General features: G+C 67.4%; 17 protein-coding genes, 1 pseudogene and 1 riboswitch. Of the genes and pseudogenes, 12 read left to right on the forward strand and 6 right to left on the reverse strand.

All coding sequences use genetic code 11. The annotated features are described in order from the left end of the window. Positions 1–34: 34 nt before the first annotated feature. Positions 35–1,027 (reverse strand): GGDEF domain-containing protein, encoded by a 993-nt coding sequence (locus tag QE452_RS13740; protein WP_309659657.1) that lies wholly within the window; start codon positions 1,025–1,027, stop codon positions 35–37. Positions 1,028–1,159: 132 nt separating this feature from the next. Further along, positions 1,160–1,711: a redoxin domain-containing protein gene (locus tag QE452_RS13745; RefSeq protein ID WP_309659656.1), complete on the reverse strand. Its 552-nt coding sequence runs from the start codon at positions 1,709–1,711 to the stop codon at positions 1,160–1,162. Positions 1,712–1,783: 72 nt separating this feature from the next. On the opposite strand from QE452_RS13745, the gene QE452_RS13750 reads away from it, so the two are divergent. After that, positions 1,784–2,590 carry an inositol monophosphatase family protein gene (locus QE452_RS13750; RefSeq protein WP_309659655.1) on the forward strand — a complete coding sequence of 269 codons (807 nt, stop codon included), beginning with the start codon at positions 1,784–1,786 and terminating at the stop codon, positions 2,588–2,590. A 133-nt stretch (positions 2,591–2,723) separates the two neighbouring features. After that, positions 2,724–4,001 carry a sugar MFS transporter gene (locus QE452_RS13755; RefSeq protein ID WP_309659701.1) on the forward strand — a complete coding sequence of 426 codons (1,278 nt, stop codon included), beginning with the start codon at positions 2,724–2,726 and terminating at the stop codon, positions 3,999–4,001. 79 nt (positions 4,002–4,080) lie between these two features. On the opposite strand, the gene QE452_RS13760 is transcribed toward QE452_RS13755, so the two are convergent. Beyond that, positions 4,081–4,857 (reverse strand): FadR/GntR family transcriptional regulator, encoded by a 777-nt coding sequence (locus QE452_RS13760; RefSeq protein ID WP_125993419.1) that lies wholly within the window; start codon positions 4,855–4,857, stop codon positions 4,081–4,083. A gap of 118 nt (positions 4,858–4,975) precedes the next feature. On the opposite strand from QE452_RS13760, the pseudogene araD1 reads away from it, so the two are divergent. Together araD1 and QE452_RS13770 are read left to right on the forward strand one after the other, a co-directional pair. Beyond that, positions 4,976–5,972 (forward strand): annotated as a pseudogene (gene araD1, locus QE452_RS13765) (AraD1 family protein). Between the two features lies 1 nt (position 5,973). Then, positions 5,974–6,900: a Gfo/Idh/MocA family oxidoreductase gene (locus tag QE452_RS13770; protein WP_309659653.1), complete on the forward strand. Its 927-nt coding sequence runs from the start codon at positions 5,974–5,976 to the stop codon at positions 6,898–6,900. Between the two features lie 245 nt (positions 6,901–7,145). On the opposite strand, the gene QE452_RS13775 is transcribed toward QE452_RS13770, so the two are convergent. Then, a complete protein-coding gene (locus tag QE452_RS13775) occupies positions 7,146–7,661 on the reverse strand; it encodes a DUF892 family protein (RefSeq protein ID WP_309659652.1) in 516 nt (171 codons plus the stop codon). Positions 7,662–7,897: 236 nt separating this feature from the next. Here QE452_RS13775 and QE452_RS13780 point away from each other — a divergent pair, with 236 nt between their 5' ends. The 7 genes from QE452_RS13780 (at position 7,898) to thiC (ending at position 15,180) form a co-directional block, all read left to right on the forward strand. Continuing rightward, complete coding sequence (locus QE452_RS13780) at positions 7,898–8,509, forward strand: PilZ domain-containing protein (RefSeq protein WP_309659651.1); 612 nt, start codon at positions 7,898–7,900, stop codon at positions 8,507–8,509. Between the two features lie 37 nt (positions 8,510–8,546). After that, on the forward strand, positions 8,547–9,305 hold the full coding sequence (locus QE452_RS13785; RefSeq protein WP_309659650.1) for a sterol desaturase family protein: 759 nt from the start codon (positions 8,547–8,549) through the stop codon (positions 9,303–9,305). After that, a complete protein-coding gene (locus QE452_RS13790; protein ID WP_309659649.1) occupies positions 9,274–9,726 on the forward strand; it encodes a DUF2141 domain-containing protein in 453 nt (150 codons plus the stop codon). The genes QE452_RS13785 and QE452_RS13790 overlap by 32 nt, the downstream gene beginning before the upstream one ends. A gap of 70 nt (positions 9,727–9,796) precedes the next feature. After that, the gene (locus QE452_RS13795; protein ID WP_309659648.1) at positions 9,797–10,666 is read left to right on the forward strand and encodes a MipA/OmpV family protein; all 870 of its coding nucleotides are present in this window, start codon (positions 9,797–9,799) and stop codon (positions 10,664–10,666) included. 326 nt (positions 10,667–10,992) lie between these two features. Then, entirely contained in the window at positions 10,993–11,988 is a 996-nt protein-coding gene (locus tag QE452_RS13800) for a ferritin-like domain-containing protein (protein WP_309659647.1), read from the forward strand. Positions 11,989–12,025: 37 nt separating this feature from the next. Next, the gene (locus tag QE452_RS13805) at positions 12,026–13,066 is read left to right on the forward strand and encodes a ferritin-like domain-containing protein (RefSeq protein ID WP_309659646.1); all 1,041 of its coding nucleotides are present in this window, start codon (positions 12,026–12,028) and stop codon (positions 13,064–13,066) included. An 89-nt stretch (positions 13,067–13,155) separates the two neighbouring features. Continuing rightward, positions 13,156–13,265: riboswitch (TPP riboswitch) on the forward strand. A gap of 55 nt (positions 13,266–13,320) precedes the next feature. Further along, positions 13,321–15,180 carry a phosphomethylpyrimidine synthase ThiC gene (gene thiC / locus QE452_RS13810; protein WP_309659645.1) on the forward strand — a complete coding sequence of 620 codons (1,860 nt, stop codon included), beginning with the start codon at positions 13,321–13,323 and terminating at the stop codon, positions 15,178–15,180. Positions 15,181–15,256: 76 nt separating this feature from the next. On the opposite strand, the gene QE452_RS13815 is transcribed toward thiC, so the two are convergent. Beyond that, positions 15,257–16,180 (reverse strand): 5'-nucleotidase, encoded by a 924-nt coding sequence (locus QE452_RS13815; RefSeq protein WP_309659644.1) that lies wholly within the window; start codon positions 16,178–16,180, stop codon positions 15,257–15,259. 238 nt (positions 16,181–16,418) lie between these two features. Here QE452_RS13815 and QE452_RS13820 point away from each other — a divergent pair, with 238 nt between their 5' ends. Further along, the gene (locus QE452_RS13820) at positions 16,419–17,651 is read left to right on the forward strand and encodes a dipeptidase (RefSeq protein WP_309730289.1); all 1,233 of its coding nucleotides are present in this window, start codon (positions 16,419–16,421) and stop codon (positions 17,649–17,651) included. Positions 17,652–17,658: 7 nt separating this feature from the next. Here QE452_RS13820 and asd read toward each other — a convergent pair whose 3' ends face one another. Next, entirely contained in the window at positions 17,659–18,537 is an 879-nt protein-coding gene (gene asd, locus QE452_RS13825) for an archaetidylserine decarboxylase (RefSeq protein ID WP_309659642.1), read from the reverse strand. Positions 18,538–18,600 lie beyond the last annotated feature (63 nt).

An 18,600-nucleotide genomic window follows, 5' to 3' on the forward strand; every position in this document is an offset into this window, starting at 1 on the left:
CCCAGGTGATGCGGACCATCCGCCTCCCGTTCCGTCACCCCACGCAGATACGGTCGCGCCCCTGCGCCTTGGCCGCATAGAGCAGCCGGTCGGCGCGCTCGATCGCCACATCGACAGGCTCCTCGGCGCGCACGGCGGTGACGCCGGCCGAGAAGGTGATGACCCCCAGCGACGCCCCCGTCTCGCGGTTGCGGAACCGCTTGCCCGCGACCGACTGGCGCGCCGAATCGAGCAGCTCGGCCGCGGCACTGAGTTGCAGACCGTTGAGCAGCAACACGAATTCCTCGCCGCCATGGCGGGCGACGAGATGGTCGGCGCAGGATTCGCGGAGCGTGTCGCCTAGCACCTTCAGCACCCGGTCGCCGACCATATGGCCGTGCACGTCGTTGATCCGCTTGAATCGGTCGACATCGCATAGCGCGATGCAATGCGGAGCGGGCAAGGTGGCGCGCTGTTCATAGGCTTCGGTGAAGGCGAGCCGGTTGGCCAGGCCGGTCATCGGGTCGCGCCGCGCGGTCGAGCGCGCCTCGGCCAGCTTGCCGCGCAGCATCTCCGCTTCCTGCGTCGCCTCGGCCAGCTTGTCCTCGCTCTCGCGGACGCGGGAGATCATTGCACCGGCCAGTCGCGACAATTCGTCGATCGCGCTGGTCGGGGATTGCAGCTCGATCGCCGCCGCGCTTTCGGCCAGGTCGCGGCCGAAATCGCGGGTCTCGAAATGCATCGTGCGGGTCAGCATCGCGAAGCTGTCCATCTGCGCCGCGGTTTCGCTGACCAGCCGGTCCGCCTCGCGATTCGGCACCGGGGCGAGGTCGCGCAGGCGACGACCGGGATCGGCCCCCATCACCACGCGCCCCCCCAGCCGCTCCACTTCCTGATGCGTCAGGCGGACGCCGCCATCGACCAGTTCGCGCACCTCCCGGGCCAGGGGGCTATCGGGGGCCGACAGCACGGCGTGGACGAACGCATAGTGCAACGGATCCGGGCTGAGGCGGTGATCGGCCAGGAACAGGCCGATCTGCGCGTACAAATCGTCCTTTCCCTTGCTCCTGCGCCGCCAGACCAAGCCGGCGTCCCCCATATCACCCTCCGCGATTCCCCTGAGGCCCTCGTTATAGGCGGAAAATCGTTAGCGTTTGGTGTTAGCCGATCCAATTTGGTTTTATTGTTGCGTTTTCGACAGTTTACGCACCGCCGCCAAAGTCTGCGCAACGTGATCGGCAGGGTTCATGTCATCATGGACGAAAGCAATTCGTCCAGCGCGGTCAATGACGTAACTGGTCCGCTTGGTGAGATCACGGCCCGCCATCTGCCGACCCAGCGCGACATCATAGCCGCGCACCACCGTCGGGCCGGCGCTGGCCACCGCGAACTTGCCCGCGCACTTCTCCGCCGAGAAGCGCTGGAGCGTCGGCACGTCGTCGCTCGACATGCCGATCACCGTCGCGCCCGCCGCCTGGAACTGCGGGATCGCCTCGGCAAAGGCATGGGCCTCGGCGTTGCAGCCGCCGGTATAGGCCGCCGGGAAGAAATAGAGCACGACCGGCCCCTTCTTCAGCTGCTCCTTCAAATGGACCTGGAACACCTTGCCCGCCATCGCGCCGCGGGTCGTGAAGTCGGGCGCGGCCGCACCGGGCGCGAGCGCGGCGAGGACGGGGGCGGCGCAGGCCAGCGCACCGGCCAGCAGGGGAAGGGCGATCGGCATCAGGCGCATGGTAACATCCTCACATATCGTTATGTCCCCTGCGGTGTAGCGCGATGGCCGCCGCCGCGATAGGCTTCTGCCATGCCTGTCCATTCTTCCGATATCGCCCTCGCCCACAGCCTTGCCGATGCGGCGGGCGCGGTGATCCGCCCCTATTTCCGCCGCCCCGCCGGGCTGGAGCTGAAGGCGGACCAGTCCCCCGTCACCCGCGCCGACCGCGAGGCGGAGGCGGCGATGCGCCGGCTGATCGAGGCGGAGCGATCGGGCGACGGCATCCATGGCGAGGAATATGGCGTCAAGGCGGGCGTCACCGGCCGTCAATGGGTGCTGGACCCGATCGACGGCACCCGCTCCTTCGCCAGCGGCCGGGCGATCTTCGGCACGCTGATCGCGCTGGTCGAGGATGGCTGGCCGGTGCTGGGCATCATCGACCAGCCGGTGCAGCGCGAACGCTGGGTCGGGGTGATGGGCCGCCCCACCACCTTCAACGGCGTGCCCTGCCGGACGCGGGCCTGCCCGGCGCTGGACGGCGCGATCGTCGCCACCACCAGCCCGCATCTGTTCGACGACGCGGACGTGCCGCACTTCATGGCGCTGGTCACCGCGGCGAGTGGCGGGCGACCGCGCCAGGGGCCGGTCTATGGCGGCGACTGCTATAATTACGGACTGGTCGCGAGCGGCCATCTCGACATCGTCTGCGAAAGCGGGCTGAAGCTGCACGACTTCGCCGCGCTGGTGCCGGTGGTGGAGGGCGCCGGCGGCCGGATGTGCGACTGGAACGGCGACCCGCTGACCGCCGACAGCGAGGGCCATGTGCTGGCGATCGGCGACCCCGCCCGCGCCGAGGAGGTGCTGGAGGCGCTGCGCACCCTGCCGCACGCGCACTGATCTCTCCGACATTGGCACCGCGCGCTCGATTGACACCGGCCTTGGTAGGTTTAGTCTGACAACAAAAGCCGGGGCCGGGTTCGGCCGTCCGGTGCCAAGGAGAGAGACGATGCCTGCGCCCCTACCCAGCAGCATGACGGCCGGCGCCGCCGTCCCATCGGCGGGTGCCGTCGGCACCTACCGGCCCGCGCTGACCCTGCTCGCCAGCCTGTTCTTCATGTGGGGCTTCATCACCGTCATCAACGGCACGCTGCTGCCGCATCTGCGCAGCGTCTTCGACCTGAGCTACACCCAGACGACGCTGATCGAGAGCGTCTGGTTCATCGCCTATTTCTTCGCCTCCATCCCCTCGGCCAAGCTGATCGAGCGGGTCGGATACCAGCGGGCGATGGTGATCGGCCTGGGCATGATGGCGGTGGGCGCATTGCTGATGGTGCCGGCGGCGCGAATCCCGTCCTATGGCGTGACGCTGTTCGCGCTGTTCGTGATCGCCAGCGGCATCACGCTGCTCCAGGTCGCGGCCAATCCCTATGTCGCGGTGGTCGGCCCGCCGGAGACCGCCTCGTCGCGGCTCAACCTGGTCCAGGCGTTCAACTCGGCCGGCGCGACGCTGGCGCCGCTGTTCGGCGGCTATCTGATCCTGGGCCGCTCCACCTCGGGCACCGCCGCCGCGGGCACCACCACGGTGCTGACCCAGGCGGAGCGGCTGGCCGACGCGCAGGCGGTGGTGCTGCCCTATCTGATCGTCGCCGCCGTGCTGGCGGTGCTGGCGATCGTCATCGCCCGCTTCCCGCTGCCGGCCATGGGCGCGGCGACCCAGCGCGCGGCCAAGCAGGAACGGCGCGGCCATTCCCTGTGGAAGCACCGCAACCTGGTGTTCGGCATCCCGGCGATCTTCATCTACCTGATCGCGGAGATCGGCGTCGGCAACCTGTTCATCAACTTCGTGTCGCAGCCCAATATCGGCAATCTCAGCCACCAGCAGGCGTCCAACTATCTGTTCCTGCTGTGGGGCGGGATGATGATCGGCCGGTTGGTCGGCGCGGCGGCGATGCAGAAGATCGACGCGCGCCATGCGCTGGCCATCGCCAGTATCGGCGCGGCCGCCGTCATGCTGATCGCCAGCGTCGCCACCGGCCATGTCGCGATGTGGGCGCTGATCTCGGTCGGGCTGTTCCACTCGATCATGTTCCCGACCATCTTCACGCTCGGCATTCGCGGCCTGGGCCCGCTGACCGAGGAAGGCTCGGGCCTGCTCATCATGGCGATCGCCGGCGGCGCGCTGGTGGTCGTGCAGGGTTGGCTGGCCGACCATTACGGCCTGCAGGCCTCGTTCCTGCTGACGGCGGCGTGCGAACTCTACGTGCTGTTCTACGCGCTGTGGGGCGCCAAGCCGGTCGTGGCGAAATAGGCGGATCGCCACCGGCCCTGTCCTCGCGACGACGACGAGGGGAGCCATGCGGCGGCGGGGGCCGTGCGGAGATCGGGTCTCACGCCCCCTCGCTCCGCACCCGTTCCACCGCCGCCGCCGTGTCGTCGAGCGCCTGCTGGACCAGCAGGCGCATCGCCTCGCTCGCCCCCGCGCCGTCGCCCGCCGCGATCGCGTCATAGACGCGGCGATGGTCGGGAATCGGGTTGCGCGGCAGCGCGCGCAGCCGTTGCTTGAACTGAGTCGTCCAGCCCACCGCCGCGCCGATGCTGGCGCTCAGCACCACCAGCGCATCGTTGCGCGTCGCCGCCAGAATCGCGGTGTGGAAGGCGCGGTCTGCGGCCCGCCCCGCCTCGGTGCCGAGCGAATGGCGGCTCATATCGGCGAGCGCGTCGCGCATCGCCTTCAGGTCGGCACGATCGCGCCGCGCCGCCGCCAGCGCCGCCGCCCCCGGCTCGACGATCGCGCGCAGCTCGAACAGGCTGCGGATGAAGTCGATATCGGGCGCGCCGGTAAAGGCCCAGCCGAGCACATCGGGGTCGAGCAGGTTCCACCGGTCGCGCGGCAGCACCAGCGTCCCCGCCTTGGGACGGCTTTCGACCAGCCCCTTGGCGGTCAGCACCTGGATCGCCTCGCGGAACGCACTGCGCGACACGTCCAGCTCGGCGGCGAAGGCCACCTCGCCCGGAATCCGCTCGCCCGGCTTATATTCGCCCGACAGGATCGCGACGCCCAGCCGATGCGCGATCGCGCCGCGCAGCCGCCGGCCGGTGTCCCGGCCGCTCCGGCGCGCGGCGGGGGGAGAAGGCGGCGGGCTGGCTTCGCTGAAATCGGTCATTGCGACGACTGTGCCCGCACGCGACGGAAAAATCGACCGGGAACCGGGGACGATTGCCAGCCTCGGTTCCCGGCGCTAGTTGTCAGACTAATAGAGCCAAACGGTGGAGAGCAACAGCGTGACCCTTCGACTCCTGCAGCATCGTGGCCCCGATGGTACGCGATCGGTGATCGCCGCACGGGGCGACGCGGCCCATGTCGTGCCGGGTGTCGCCTCGATCCGCGAACTGGCCGAGCGCGCGATCGCCGCCGGGCAGGACCTGGCGAGTGCGGTGGCGGCCTGTGGCGAGGGCGCGGCCTTCGACCTGGCGGCGGAGCAGGCGCGGCTGATCGCGCCGATCGACCATGACGATCCGGCGCATCTGATCATGACCGGCACCGGCCTGACCCATCTCGGCTCGGCCGAGGGGCGCGACAAGATGCATCGCGACGCGGCGGCGGCCGCGACCCAGACCGATTCGATGCGCATGTTTCTGGCGGGTGTCGAGGGCGGCAAGCCGGCGGCGGGCGCGGTCGGGCAGCAGCCGGAATGGTTCTACAAGGGCGACGGCACGCAGCTGGTCGGGCCGGGCGAGGCGCTGACCATGCCCGGCTTCGCCCAGGATGGCGGCGAGGAGCCGGAGCTGGCCGGCATCTACCTGATCGGGCCGGACGGGCAGCCGCACCGGCTGGGCTTCTGCCTGGCGAACGAATTCTCCGACCATGTCACCGAACGGTGGAATTATCTGTGGCTGGCGCATTCCAAGCTGCGCCAGGCCGCGCTCGGCCCCGAGCTGATCGTCGGCCTGACTCCCGACCATGTCGAAGGGGACCAGCCGCATCCTGCGCGACGGTCGGACCGTCTGGGAAAAGCCGTTCCTGTCGGGCGAGGCGAACATGTCGCACAGCTTCGCGAACCTGGAGCATCACCACTTCAAATATCCGCTGTTCCGCCGGCCGGGCGACGTCCATGTCCATTTCTTCGGCACCGCCACCCTGTCCTTCGCCGATGGCGTGACCACGCAGGAGGGCGACGTGTTCGAGATCGCCGCGGCCCCCTTCACCCTGCCGCTGCGCAACCCGCTGGCGCGCGATGCGGCGCCGGCCGATGCGATCGCCACGGTCGGAGTGCTTTGAGGTGGAGCCGATCCGCATCGCCATTATCGGGCTGGGCAAGATCGCCCGCGACCAGCACCTGCCCGCCATCGCCGGCAATCCCGACTTCGCGCTGGCCGCCACCGTCTCGCCGCGCGGGGCGGGACTGGACGACGTGCCGCATTTCCCCAGCCTGGAGGCGCTGATCGCCTCCGGGACCCCGGTCGATGCGGTGGCGCTCTGCACGCCGCCCCAGGTCCGCTACGATATCGCGGTGCAGGCGCTGTCGGCGGGCCTGCACGTCTTCCTGGAAAAGCCACCCGGCGCGACCTTGGCCGAGGTGGTGGCGCTGGAAGCGGAAGCGGCGGCGACGGAGGCGACTTTGTTCGCCAGCTGGCATTCGCGCTATGCCGCCGGAGTCGAGCCGGCGCGCGCCTTTCTGGCCGATCGCCGGATCGACCGGGTCACGATCACCTGGCGCGAGGATGTGCGCGTCTGGCATCCGGGCCAGGCCTGGATATGGGAAGCCGGTGGGCTGGGCGTGTTCGATCCCGGCATCAACGCGCTGTCGATCGCGACGCGGATCCTGCCCCGCCCCTTCTTCCTGCGCCAGGCCGTACTGTCGCTGCCCGCCAACCGCGCCGCGCCGATCGCCGCGCGCATGGCGTTCAGCGATTCGCGCGGCACGCCGATCGCGATGGACCTGGACTGGCGCCAGACCGGGCCGCAGACCTGGGATATCCTGGTCGAGACGGATGCGGGTGACTGCCACCTGTCCAAGGGCGGATCGGTGCTGACGCTGCCCAGCGGCACCGAGACGCGCGACGATCACGAATATCCGGGCCTCTATGCCCGTTTCGCGACGCTGGTCCGCGAGAAGCGCAGCGATGTCGACGTCGCCCCGCTGCGCCTGGTCGCCGACGCCTTCCTGCGCGGCGAGCGCGAGATGGTGGAGGCGTTCGAGGACTGACCGGACGGTTCATTCGAGAAGGGAGACGTCACGCGGAGGCGCCGAGATACGGCTCGTGAGAGCAGGGTGACATCGGGTTGAGCCAAGCTGTCATTGCGAGCGTAGCGAAGCAATCCAGAGCCGCGCATGACGCCCTGGATTGCTTCGCTGCGCTCGCAATGACGAATTCAGGTCAGGATCGCGTCATCACACTTTGAGAGCGACCTCGCGCCTCCGCCCCTCCGCGTGAACGGCAATGCCGTGCGTCAGGCCGTCGCGCGCTCCGCCGCCGCGTTGACCTTGTCGTCGGCGAGCTTGGTCAGCTTGTCGTTGGTCGCCTTTTCCTCGGCCAGCGTCTCGGCATAGAGCTTCGCAGACTGGTCGTGACCAAGCTGGCGGGCCCAGGCGATCAGCGTGCCGTAGCGGCTGATTTCATAATGTTCGACTGCCTGCGCCGCCGCCGTCAGCGCCGCGTCGAGCACGGCCTTGTCGGCGACCTCGCCCGCGACCTCATTGGCTTCCTTGATGATGCCGTCGATCGCAGGGCAGGTGACGCCCTTGGCGCTCAGCCCTTCCAGCTCGAACACCCGCTCCAGCCGTTCGATCTGGCCGCGCGTCTCCTGCAGATGCGTCTCGAACCCCAGGCGCAGCTCGGCATCGGTCGCCTTCTCGATCATCTTGGGCAGCGCCTTCGCGATCTGCTGCTCGGCATAATAAATGTCCTGGAGCTGGTGGACGTAGAGGTCCTCCAGCGTCGCAATGTCCTTGCTGAACAGGCCCATCGTGCCGTCTCCTGATGCTTTGGGGGGTCACCACGCGCGTTCGACCGTCGCGTGGTGTTCATGGGGAATGCACAGGGGCCGATTCGGGTTGCACCGGCCATGCTGGAATCGCCGCCGTTCGTCGCATCGCTCCGCTTCCGGAGTTACCCGCAAGTATTTGGCAACCTGTCGGCTTTACGGATTCATAGCGTCCGGGAACCGATATTGCCCCGGACCCAGACGGGGATCGAACAGCCATGGTGACGGCAGCGGACTCGCGCCTTCCCCTGCCGGCCGACGCAGCGGCAGGCGACCGACGCGCGGGCGGCAAGCGGCACCAGTCGGTGCTGCTGGTCGGACGCGCGCGGATCGGGACGACCGATACCGCCTGTCTGGTCCATGACATCTCGCGCAACGGCATGATGGCGCGCTTCCCCCAGCCGCCATCGGTCGGCGACACGCTGATCGTCGAGGTGCGCGGGCTCGCCCCGGCGCGGGCGGTCATCCGCTGGGTGCGGGGGCACAAGGCGGGGATGCAGTTCGCCGAACCCCAGGCGGTGGAGAATGTCTTCCAGATCCGGCGCGACGACGGGTTGATCGCCCGCCCGCCCCGGTTCGCGGTGCAGGCGGCGGCGGTGTTGCGACTCGATGGCGCACGGTTCCCCGCCACCCTGCTCGACATCTCGGCGGGCGGCGCGAAGCTGATGGCGGAGCGTCCCGTGCAGGCGGACCAGACCGGGCAGATGATGCTGGCCGATTTCGACATGGCGCTGTTCGGCAAGGTCCGCTGGGTGAAGGGCGAACAGTTCGGCTTCCGCTTCGTCGCGCCGCTGCCGCTGCTCACCCTGGCCCAGATTCTGGCGCGTTGACGGGCGGTTCCCGGCCGGGCCGGCTTGCTGTAGAAGCATGGCCGTGATCCTGGCCATCCTCCTGTCCGCGCTGGCGATGACGCTGATCGTCGGCGTCCGCTACCTGATCGTGTCGGGGGCCTTCGCCGCCGCGACGCGGGTGAAGCATCCCGGCCTCTATCGCGGGCTCGACCCGCAGATGCGCAGCGAGATCGTCTGGAGCCTAGCCTCGGCGGCGATCTATGGAATCCCCGCCGGCATCGTCGCCTGGGGCTGGCACAATCATGGCTGGACGCGGATCTATACCGACAGCGCGGCCATGCCGCTCTGGTATGCGCCGGTGTCGGTGCTGCTCTACCTGCTGGCGCACGATACCTGGTTCTATTGGACGCATCGCTGGATGCACCGGCCGAAACCGTTCAAGCTGGCCCATGCCCTCCACCATGCCAGCCGCCCGCCGACCGCTTGGGCGGCGATGGCATTCCACCCGATCGAGGCGCTGACCGGCGCTGTGATAATTCCGCTACTCGTGTTCGTGATTCCGATCTCGACCACCGCATTGGGCTTCGTGCTGGCTATAATGACGATTATGGGCGTCACCAACCATATGGGGTGGGAGATTTTCCCCCGGTTCATGTGGAAGGGGCCATTGGGAAACTGGCTCATCACCGCGAGCCATCATCAGCGGCATCATGAGCTGTACGGGTGTAATTATGGGTTGTACTTCCGCCATTGGGATCGTCTCTGCGGCACCGACCGCGGCATCGGCGATTTCGCCCGCGACCATGCCCGTGCCGCCAAGCGCGCCGCGCGTTGATCGCGGACTGGCGGCGCTGGCGCTGCTGCCGCTGCTGATCGGCGCGGCCCCGATCTCGCGGCTGGATGTCGGCATCGACCATATCCGCTCCGCCAAGGGGCTGATCCGCGTCTGCCTGACCAACGATCCGGACAATTTTCCCTCCTGCGTCGACGATGCGCGCGCGATCACCCGCTCGATCCCCGCCGGACAGCACAGCCTGGCCCTGCCCGGCCTGCCGCACGGCAATTACGCGGTGGCGGTGATCCATGACGAGAACAGCAATTCGAAGCTGGATACGCTCGCCGGCATCCCGCGCGAGGGTTTCGGCTTCTCGCGCAATCCGGCCATCGCCTTTGGCCCGCCGCGTTTCACCGCCGCCCGCTTCACCCTCGACAGTGATGCAGAAGCGCAACAGATTCGAATGCGTTACATCCTCTGACCCGGCGTCAGGGAGCCGAACCGGACCACGCGGCGTTGCGCTCCCGAAACAGGTTCCGGGAGACCCCCTTTTGCGTACGTCCATCCTCGCCGCCGCCGCGCTGACGGCGACCTTTGCTGCCGCCGCCCCGGCGCTGGCGCAACAGAACAGCGCGGCCGCCGCCGCGGATGTCTCCGCCGATTTCGATCGCGACACGGTGACGGTCGGCGTCGCCGGCGTCTATCTGCCCGACTATGAGGGGTCGGACGATTACCGCGTCGTCCCCGCCCCCGGTGCGCTGGGCTCGATCAACGGCTATGCCTTCACGCTCGCGGGCAACCGCGTCTCGGTCGACCTGATCCGCAACCAGCCGGGCCAGACCATCGATCTGCAGGCCGGGCCGGTCGCCGTGGTCAATTTCAACCGCACCAGCCGCAAGCAGATCGACGATCCGCGTATCAAGGCGCTGGGCGAGCGCGACACCGCGATCGAACTGGGCGGCTATGTCGGCATCGGCAAGACCGGTGTCGTCACCAGCCCCTATGACCGGATCGCCGTGTCGCTCAGCTATCGCTACGACGTGGCGGGCGCGCACAAGAGCGGCATCTGGCAGCCGACCGTAACCTATTTCACCCCGCTCAGCCGCAAGGCGGCGGTCGGCCTGTTCGCCTCGGCCGAACATGCCGAGGGCCGCTATGCCCGCTATTATTTCGGCATCGACCAGGCGGAAAGCGTCGCGTCCGGCCTGGCGCCGTATAATCCGCGTGGCGGGTGGAAGAATTGGTCGCTGGGCGCGCTCGGCACCTATTCGCTGACCGGCGACCTGCTGGGCGGGTGGAAGGCGGTGGGCGGCATCAACTATCGCAAGATGCTGAACGATTACGCCGACAGCCCGGTGGTCAGCACCGCCGGGTCGCGCAGCCAATGGCTGGGCCTGCTGGGCGTCGCATATACGTTCTGAACGCAACGCCTCCCCGGTGGGGGAGGCGGCAGGCCCGAGGCCTGACGAAGAGGGGCGTGGCAGGGGTGCCGGAACCGGTCCGCACCGACCGCCACACCCCTCCGCCACCCTGTGGCGGCCATCCCCGATTGGAGGGAGGATAGGGCGTCCCGTGACCGCGAGCGGTCGCACCATCCCGGTCCAAATTTAATCTTTTCCTCGTGCGTCCGGAACTTAGCGCGACACGTTCCTTGTCCGGCATCGTATCCCGGGAGCTAGACGATACGTTGCCGCCGAGAGGAATGCCCGCCGCCGCCTCCCTGCGCCGGCTATCGAGGGGATGTACCATGACCGAGAGCGAACAGATGATCGCGGCGATGGACAATCGTGTCCGTCGACGCGACGAGCGTCGGGAATTCTTCAAGGCAGCGTTCGGCGTCGGGGCCTTCGCAGTGGGCGGCGCCGCGGCGCTCAGCTTTTCCGGCAAGGCGGGTGCGCAGACCACGGCCCTGACCGATGCGGACATCCTGAACTTCGCGCTCAACCTCGAATATCTGGAAGCGCAATTCTACCAGATCGCCGCCAACGGCACCTATCTGCCCGCCAGCATGACCGCCAGCGGCGGCGGCACGGCCGGCGGCACCGTGACCGGTGGGCGCAAGGTCGCCTTCCAGGACCAGGTCGTCGCGCAATATGCCCGTGAGATCGCGGCGGACGAGGTAGCGCACGTCGCCTTCCTGCGCAGCGCCGGCGCGCTGGGCGGTTCGGCGGTGGCGATGCCCAACATCAACATCTCCGGCACTGCCGATGGCCCCTTCACCGCCGCCGCGCGCGCGGCCGGCGTGGTCGCCGCCGATGGCGTGTTCGACCCCTATGCCGACGACAACAGCTTCCTGCTGGGCGCGTACATCTTCGAGGATGTCGGCGTCACCGCCTATAAGGGCGCGTCGCCGCTGGTGACCAGCAAGACCTTCCTCCAGGCCGCCGCCGGCATCCTGGCCGCCGAAGCCTATCACTCCGCGATCGTCCGCACGACGCTCTACGCCAAGGGCGTACAGACCCCCTCGCTGCGCACCGCCGCCGACGCCATTTCCAATGCGCGCGACACGCTGGACGGCACGAGCGGCACCAATGGCGGCGACCTGGACCAGGGCATCTCGCCCACCACGGTCAACGGCCAGCTGGTCTCGAACATCGTGCCGGCCGATCCGACCACCGCGATCGCCTTCAGCCGCACGCCGCAACAGGTGCTGAACATCGTCTATCTCGGTGCGGCGGCGACGATGGGCGGCTTCTTCCCCAACGGGGTCAACGGCAACATCCGCGCGGGCGTCAGCGCCTGATCCGTCAGCGAGAACCATCTTCAAGGGAATGACTTCCATGCAAGACGAACAAACCGTTCTCGACCTGATCGAGAAGGCCAAGGCCCGGCGCGACGCGCGACGGTCCTTTCTGCGCACGGCGGGCGGCGCGGCGGCGATGGCCGGCGGCCTGTCGCTGCTCGCGGCCTGCGGCGACGACGACAATGATCCCCCGGTCGTGGTGCCGACCCCGACGCCGACCGCCACCCCGGGCGCGGTGAGCGAGGCCGACGTCCTCAACTTCGCGCTCAACCTGGAATATCTGGAGGCGAGCTTCTACAGCTATGCCGCCTTCGGCACCGGGCTGGCCGCCAATCTGATGACCGGCACCGGCAATCAGGGCGCGGTCGCGACCGGCACCAGCGGCCAGCCGCGCGGCATCCAGTTCACCGACCAGACGGTGGCGCAATATGCGCGCGAGATCGCCTATGACGAGATCGCCCATGTCCGCTTCCTGCGCACCGCGCTGGGCAACTCGGCGGCGGCGATGCCGGCGATCAACATCTCCGGCGATGCCACCGGTGCGTTCACGGCTGCGGCGCGCGCGGCGCAGGTGATCGGCGCGAACGACGTGTTCGACCCCTATGCCAGCGACAACAACTTCCTGCTCGCGGCCTATCTGTTCGAGGATGTCGGCGTCACCGCCTATATGGGCGGCGTGCAGTTGCTCTCCACCCCCGCGACGATCGAGGCGGCGGCGGGCATCCATGCGGTCGAGGCCTATCATGCCGGCCTGGTGCGCACCCTGCTCTATTCGCGCGGCGTGACGACCTCGTCGCTGGTCACCGCCGCCGGGCAGATCAGCGCGGCGCGCGACACGCTGGACGGCACGGCGAACACCGGCCTGCTCAACCAGGGCGGCAGCCGCGACCAGGGCATCGCCGCGACCACGGTCAACGGCCAGCTCCAGTCGAACATCGTGCCGACCGACTCGAACGGCATCGCCTTCGTCCGTTCGCCGCAGCAGGTGCTGAACATCGTCTATCTGAATGCCAATCCCTCGATGACCAGCGGCGGCTTCTTCCCCGCTGGCGTCAACGGAACGGTTCGTTCGACCTGATTTCCCCCTCCGTGGGTCGAACGGGAAGGGGTCGCGCCGATCGGCGCGGCCCCTTTTCGCTTGTCGGCCATGGCCAGGCCTCTATGCTGTCACCTTCCCCGGGGGAGCGCTGATGCGCGCTTGAGAGGGGGGCTGCAGCCCCCGACCCGCTGAACCTGATCCGGTTGATACCGGCGGAGGGAGGGCAAGACCGCATCCAGTCCGGAGGATTGGCGTGGCCCGAGCCCGGCTTTCCGGCGCTTGGAGAGAGTCACATGGCCGATCTGCCCGCACGTACCGAAATCGGTGTCACCACCGGCCCCATCCGGGGATCGCGCAAGATTCACGTCCCCGTCCCCGGCACCGACGTGCAGGTGGCGATGCGCGAGATCACGCTCGATCCCGCCTCGGGCGAGCCGCCCCTGCGCGTCTACGACACCTCCGGCCCCTATACCGACCCGAACGTCCGCATCGACATCAACGCCGGCCTGCCGCGACTGCGCGCCGGCTGGATCGGCCAGCGCGGCGATGTGGAAAGCTATGATGCGCGCAACGTCCGGCCGGAGGATAACGGCCAGCTCGGCCCCGACCGGTCGGGCGGCGTCCAGCCCTTTCCCAACCCGGTCCGTCGCCCCTTGCGCGCCCGCAATGGCGGCAACGTCACGCAGATGCACTATGCGAAGGCCGGCATCATCACGCCGGAGATGGAATATGTCGCGGCGCGCGAGAATCTGGGCCGGGCGCGGCGCGCCGAATATGCCCGCGACGGCGAAAGCTTCGGCGCGAGCATCCCCGATTATGTGACGCCCGAATTCGTGCGGGACGAGGTAGCGCGCGGCCGCGCGATCATCCCGTCCAACATCAACCACCCGGAATCGGAGCCGATGGCGATCGGCCGCAACTTCCTGGTCAAGATCAACGCCAATATCGGCAATTCGGCGGTCGCCAGCAACGTCGCGTCCGAGGTCGACAAGCTGGTCTGGTCGATCCGCTGGGGCGCGGACACGGTGATGGACCTGTCGACGGGGCGCAACATCCACGACACGCGCGAATGGATCATCCGCAACTCGCCGGTGCCGATCGGCACGGTGCCGATCTACCAGGCGCTGGAGAAGGTCGGCGGCATCGCCGAGGACCTGACCTGGGACATCTTCCGCGACACGCTGATCGAGCAGGCCGAGCAGGGCGTCGACTATTTCACCATCCATGCCGGCGTGCGCCTGCCCTATATCCCGATGACCGCCAGGCGCGTCACCGGCATCGTGTCGCGCGGCGGATCGATCATGGCGAAATGGTGCCTGGCGCATCACAAGGAATCGTTCCTCTACGAGCGGTTCGACGAGATCACCGAGATCATGAAGGCCTATGACATCGCCTATTCGCTGGGCGACGGCCTGCGCCCCGGCTCGATCGCCGACGCCAATGACGAGGCGCAGTTCGCCGAACTCTACACGCTGGGCGAGCTGACCCATCGCGCGTGGAAGGAGGATGTGCAGGTGATGATCGAGGGCCCCGGCCATGTGCCGATGCACAAGATCAAGGAGAATATGGAGAAGCAGCTCCAGGTCTGCGGCGAGGCCCCCTTCTATACGCTGGGGCCGCTGACCACCGACATCGCGCCGGGCTACGACCATATCACCAGCGGCATCGGCGCGGCGATGATCGGCTGGTACGGCACGGCGATGCTCTGCTACGTCACGCCCAAGGAGCATCTGGGCCTGCCCGACCGCGACGATGTGAAGGTCGGCGTGGTGACCTACAAGCTCGCCGCCCATGCCGCCGACCTGGCCAAGGGGCACCCGGCCGCCAAGCTGCGCGACGACGCGCTCAGCCGCGCCCGCTTCGAGTTCCGCTGGCGCGACCAGTTCAACCTGTCGCTCGACCCCGACACGGCGGAATCCTATCACGACCAGACCCTGCCGGCGGAGGGCGCGAAGACCGCGCATTTCTGTTCGATGTGCGGGCCGAAATTCTGCTCGATGAAGATCACGCAGGAGGTCCGCGAATTCGCCGCCAAGCAGAACGCCCCGGTCGAGAGCTTCGTCGCGGCGGAAGAGGCCGAGGCGGGGATGCAGGCGATGAGCGAGACGTTCCGCGCCAAGGGTAGCGAGGTGTATCTGCCGGCGGCGGAGTGAGGTGATGGGCGTGACCGTGTTTCTACATCACGGTCACGCCAACTCTACTTTGGCGAGAGAGACTTCTTAATATGGTTCATACGTTTCGCACGCCGAAAGGAATATGAACGCATGGTGTGCTCCCGGAAGCAGGTTCCAAGTGCCCTAGTTGATCATCAAAAAATATTTGCGGCTTTAAAACGTCTAGAATATTCTTCTTTTCTATACCCCCAGTGAGAAACAATTCGTCCACTTCTATACCTTGGAACTTTAAGGTATTCATCATCCGCTCATGGGCAGGAGCGTTACGGGCAGTGACGATAGCAACTCTAATGGCTTTGTCAGGATCGTTAACCTGCTGAGGATTTTCTCGTTCTACTTTTTGTATTGTAGAAATTTTCTGCAACAATGGCATAAGCGGCCCATCTTTCAATGGTTTCGCGCTATTTGTAATTTCATGGTGGCGGAACAGGTCGATGCCGCCTTTAGCGTATTGCTGCTCCGCCTCATCATCAACCAATATCCCGTCAAAATCGAAAGCAATCCTGAGCTGCGTATCCAATTCATCATCAACGGCCGCACAAGGAAGGACGTACCCGGCTGGATGCCCATCCGCCACCGCCGCTTTAACCTCATCCTTGTCAGCGCTAAGATAAAGACAGGCATTCACCGACTTCATGTACGGATACGGACTCGCTCCAGACAAGAAGAAGTACCTGGATATATCCAAACCATAATCTGGTATTGCATCCATAATTCTAGCGCCAGCAACCGGGTCATTTCTAGAAAGAATAACTACTTCTACAGGAGATTGCTGTGGGAACTTTTTGTTCAGCCCCAAAAGTCTTTTTATGAAAGGAAATGCTGCGCCAGGCGCAGGCGGCGTTTTCCTGTTTGCAATCTGATAACTCTTAAAAGCATCCAAACCTTCGGTTTGAAAAATTTTATGCTCCGCCGTGAAATCAAATAGAGCCGATGAAGTAATCCCGACCACTAATTTCTGTTCGATTGGATACGCCATGGCCTTCATATGGTGTCAAAGATCGCGATTAAAATGTAAGCGGCCATGACGTAAATCAGCCACGTTTAGGCGTATGCGGGCCTATTATGCTACGCTCATTCCATCTGACAAACTTGACCATCCGCAATCGGCGACGACCCGCTCCACCACGCTCTTGAAGTCGGCGCGGGCTTCGGAAATGCTGATGCCGTCCATGCGCGATATCTCCGGTGGAGCGTCGGGACATGAGGATCACGATATGGGAAACGCGGACATGATCCTCGCCCTGCTACTCGCCGCCGCGCCCGCACCCGATACCGTCCCTGCCCGTGTCGAGCGCATCCTCGTGCGCGCGCCGGTGATCGACGGGCATAACGACCTCGCCTGGGAACTCCGTGCGCATCAGGGCGGCGACGTGACCGCGATCGACCGCGACGGCAGCGTGCTGCCGCATCCGCTCCAGACCGATCTCGCCAGGCTGCGGCGCGGGCATGTCGGCGGGCAGTTCTGGTCGGTATGGATCCCGCCCGAGGTGACCGGCCCGCGCGCGGTCGAGATGACGCTGGAGCAGATCGACCTGGTCCGCCGCATGGTCGATCGCCACCCGCGCGACCTGGCGCTCGCCGGCACCGCCGCCGAAATGCGGCGGGTCCTGCAGGGCGGCCGCATCGCCAGCCTGATCGGGGTGGAGGGCGGCCACCAGATCGACGGGCGGCTGTCGGTGCTGCGGCAATATCATGCGCTCGGCGTCCGCTATCTGACGCTGACCCATACGCGCAGCCTGGCCTGGGCGGATTCCGCGACCGACGATCCGATCAGCGGCGGCCTGTCGCCGTTCGGCCGGCGGGTGGTGGCGGAGATGAACCGGATCGGCATGATCGTCGATGTCAGCCATGTCGCCGACGCCACGGTGCGCGCGGTGCTGGCGGTGTCGCGCGCGCCGGTGATCGCCTCGCACTCCGCGGCCCGGGCGCTGGCGGATGCGCCGCGCAACCTGCCCGACGCGCTGCTCGCCGCGATCGGCGCGCGCGGCGGGGTGGTGATGGTCAATCTCTACCCCGCCTTCCTGTCGGCGGACTGGCGCGGCTGGGACCGGGCACGGACCGACTATGCCAAGAGCGTCGGCGTGCCGGCGGATGTCTATGGCCCGCGCAGCCCCGCGCCGCTGATCGCCTGGGACGCCGCGCATCCGATGCCGCGCGTCACCGCCGCCACCGCCGCCGATCATGTCGAGCATGTCGCCCGCCTCGCCGGGCGCGGCGGCGTCGGCCTGGGTGGCGATTATGACGGGATCAACGGCACCGCGCCCGCCGACATGGCCGGGGTCGACGGCTATCCGGCGCTGTTCGCCGAACTGGCGCGGCGTGGCTGGCGCGACGCCGATCTGGCGGGGCTGGCGCAGGGCAATATCCTGCGGCTGATGGACCGGGTCGAGGCGCTGGCCCGGCCGGCCGACCCGGCCGACGACGCGATCGATCCGCTGGCGCGCTGACGCCGGATCAGCCGGGCAGGCGGGCGAGTGGCTGCCCTGCCCGGATCGCCCGCCCCTCCACCAGTTCGGGTGCGAGGCCGACCCCGGCGGGCAGGAAGACCAGGATGGTCGAGCCATGTTCGAACCAGCCCATCTCCTCCCCCTTGGCGACCGGTGCGTCGCAGGCGAGGCGCGCGCCGCCCAGGTCGCGGATCGACCGCTCGGTATCGACCAGGTGCAGGCGGATGCTCGCCACCAGGATCGCCGCGACCGGCACCAGCAGGATCGGCAGGCCGAAAGGCTCCACCCGCGCCTCGATCACCGCGCGCTCGTTGCGGCAGAACAGCCGCTCGACCCGCTTGAGCGCGATCGGATTGACGTTCCAGCAATCGCCCGAGCGATAGGTGACGCCCTCGACGCGCAGGTCGTGCGGCGCGTGGAACCGATGGTACATGCCCGCCGTCAGCCGCAGCGTGACGAACGATCCGTCGCGGAACCGCTCGACCAGCCCGGGGTCGGGGATCAGGTCGCCCAGGCGATAGGGAAAACCCTTCACCTGATAGGCACGGTCGCCCTCGATCCGGCCATGCGCGCCGACGATCGCGTCGCAGGGGCTGGCGATCACCGCCGGATCGGGATCATAGGGCCGCGCGCCAGGCTTCAGCGCGCGGGTGAAGCCGTCGCGCAGGGATCGGAAGCGCGGGGTCGCCGCGTCGCTCAGGTCGACGCCGGCGAAGGCGCGCCACAGCGCCAGCGCCGGGATGCGGACCAGCGGATGCTCGACCCGCGCGATCCGCCCCACCAGCCGGGTCGCCCAGCGGCGCGGCAGGCGGTTGGTCAGCAGGAAGTTGATATCCTCCTGCATCAGCAGCCGCATCCATCCGCGCGGCGCCTTGGCTGTCGTCATCGTGCCGATCCCGTCTGTCCCGATCATGTCTGTCATCGCCGCGTCACGCCGATGGGGTTGGTG

The organism is Sphingomonas sp. SORGH_AS_0438, from assembly GCF_031453475.1.
Classification (GTDB): Bacteria; Pseudomonadota; Alphaproteobacteria; order Sphingomonadales; family Sphingomonadaceae; genus Sphingomonas.

What these genes read in the sequence shown, in the direction of transcription:
- QE452_RS13745 (WP_309659656.1), bottom strand. Translation starts at nt 1,711, where the DNA reads ATGCGCCTGATGCCGATCGCCCTTCCCCTGCTGGCCGGTGCGCTGGCC.
- QE452_RS13750 (WP_309659655.1), top strand. Translation starts at nt 1,784, where the DNA reads ATGCCTGTCCATTCTTCCGATATCGCCCTCGCCCACAGCCTTGCCGAT.
- QE452_RS13755 (WP_309659701.1), top strand. Translation starts at nt 2,724, where the DNA reads ATGACGGCCGGCGCCGCCGTCCCATCGGCGGGTGCCGTCGGCACCTAC.
- QE452_RS13760 (WP_125993419.1), bottom strand. Translation starts at nt 4,857, where the DNA reads ATGACCGATTTCAGCGAAGCCAGCCCGCCGCCTTCTCCCCCCGCCGCG.
- QE452_RS13775 (WP_309659652.1), bottom strand. Translation starts at nt 7,661, where the DNA reads ATGGGCCTGTTCAGCAAGGACATTGCGACGCTGGAGGACCTCTACGTC.
- QE452_RS13780 (WP_309659651.1), top strand. Translation starts at nt 7,898, where the DNA reads ATGGTGACGGCAGCGGACTCGCGCCTTCCCCTGCCGGCCGACGCAGCG.
- QE452_RS13785 (WP_309659650.1), top strand. Translation starts at nt 8,547, where the DNA reads ATGGCCGTGATCCTGGCCATCCTCCTGTCCGCGCTGGCGATGACGCTG.
- QE452_RS13790 (WP_309659649.1), top strand. Translation starts at nt 9,274, where the DNA reads ATGCCCGTGCCGCCAAGCGCGCCGCGCGTTGATCGCGGACTGGCGGCG.
- QE452_RS13800 (WP_309659647.1), top strand. Translation starts at nt 10,993, where the DNA reads ATGACCGAGAGCGAACAGATGATCGCGGCGATGGACAATCGTGTCCGT.
- QE452_RS13805 (WP_309659646.1), top strand. Translation starts at nt 12,026, where the DNA reads ATGCAAGACGAACAAACCGTTCTCGACCTGATCGAGAAGGCCAAGGCC.
- thiC (WP_309659645.1), top strand. Translation starts at nt 13,321, where the DNA reads ATGGCCGATCTGCCCGCACGTACCGAAATCGGTGTCACCACCGGCCCC.
- QE452_RS13815 (WP_309659644.1), bottom strand. Translation starts at nt 16,180, where the DNA reads ATGGCGTATCCAATCGAACAGAAATTAGTGGTCGGGATTACTTCATCG.
- QE452_RS13820 (WP_309730289.1), top strand. Translation starts at nt 16,419, where the DNA reads ATGGGAAACGCGGACATGATCCTCGCCCTGCTACTCGCCGCCGCGCCC.
- asd (WP_309659642.1), bottom strand. Translation starts at nt 18,537, where the DNA reads ATGACGACAGCCAAGGCGCCGCGCGGATGGATGCGGCTGCTGATGCAG.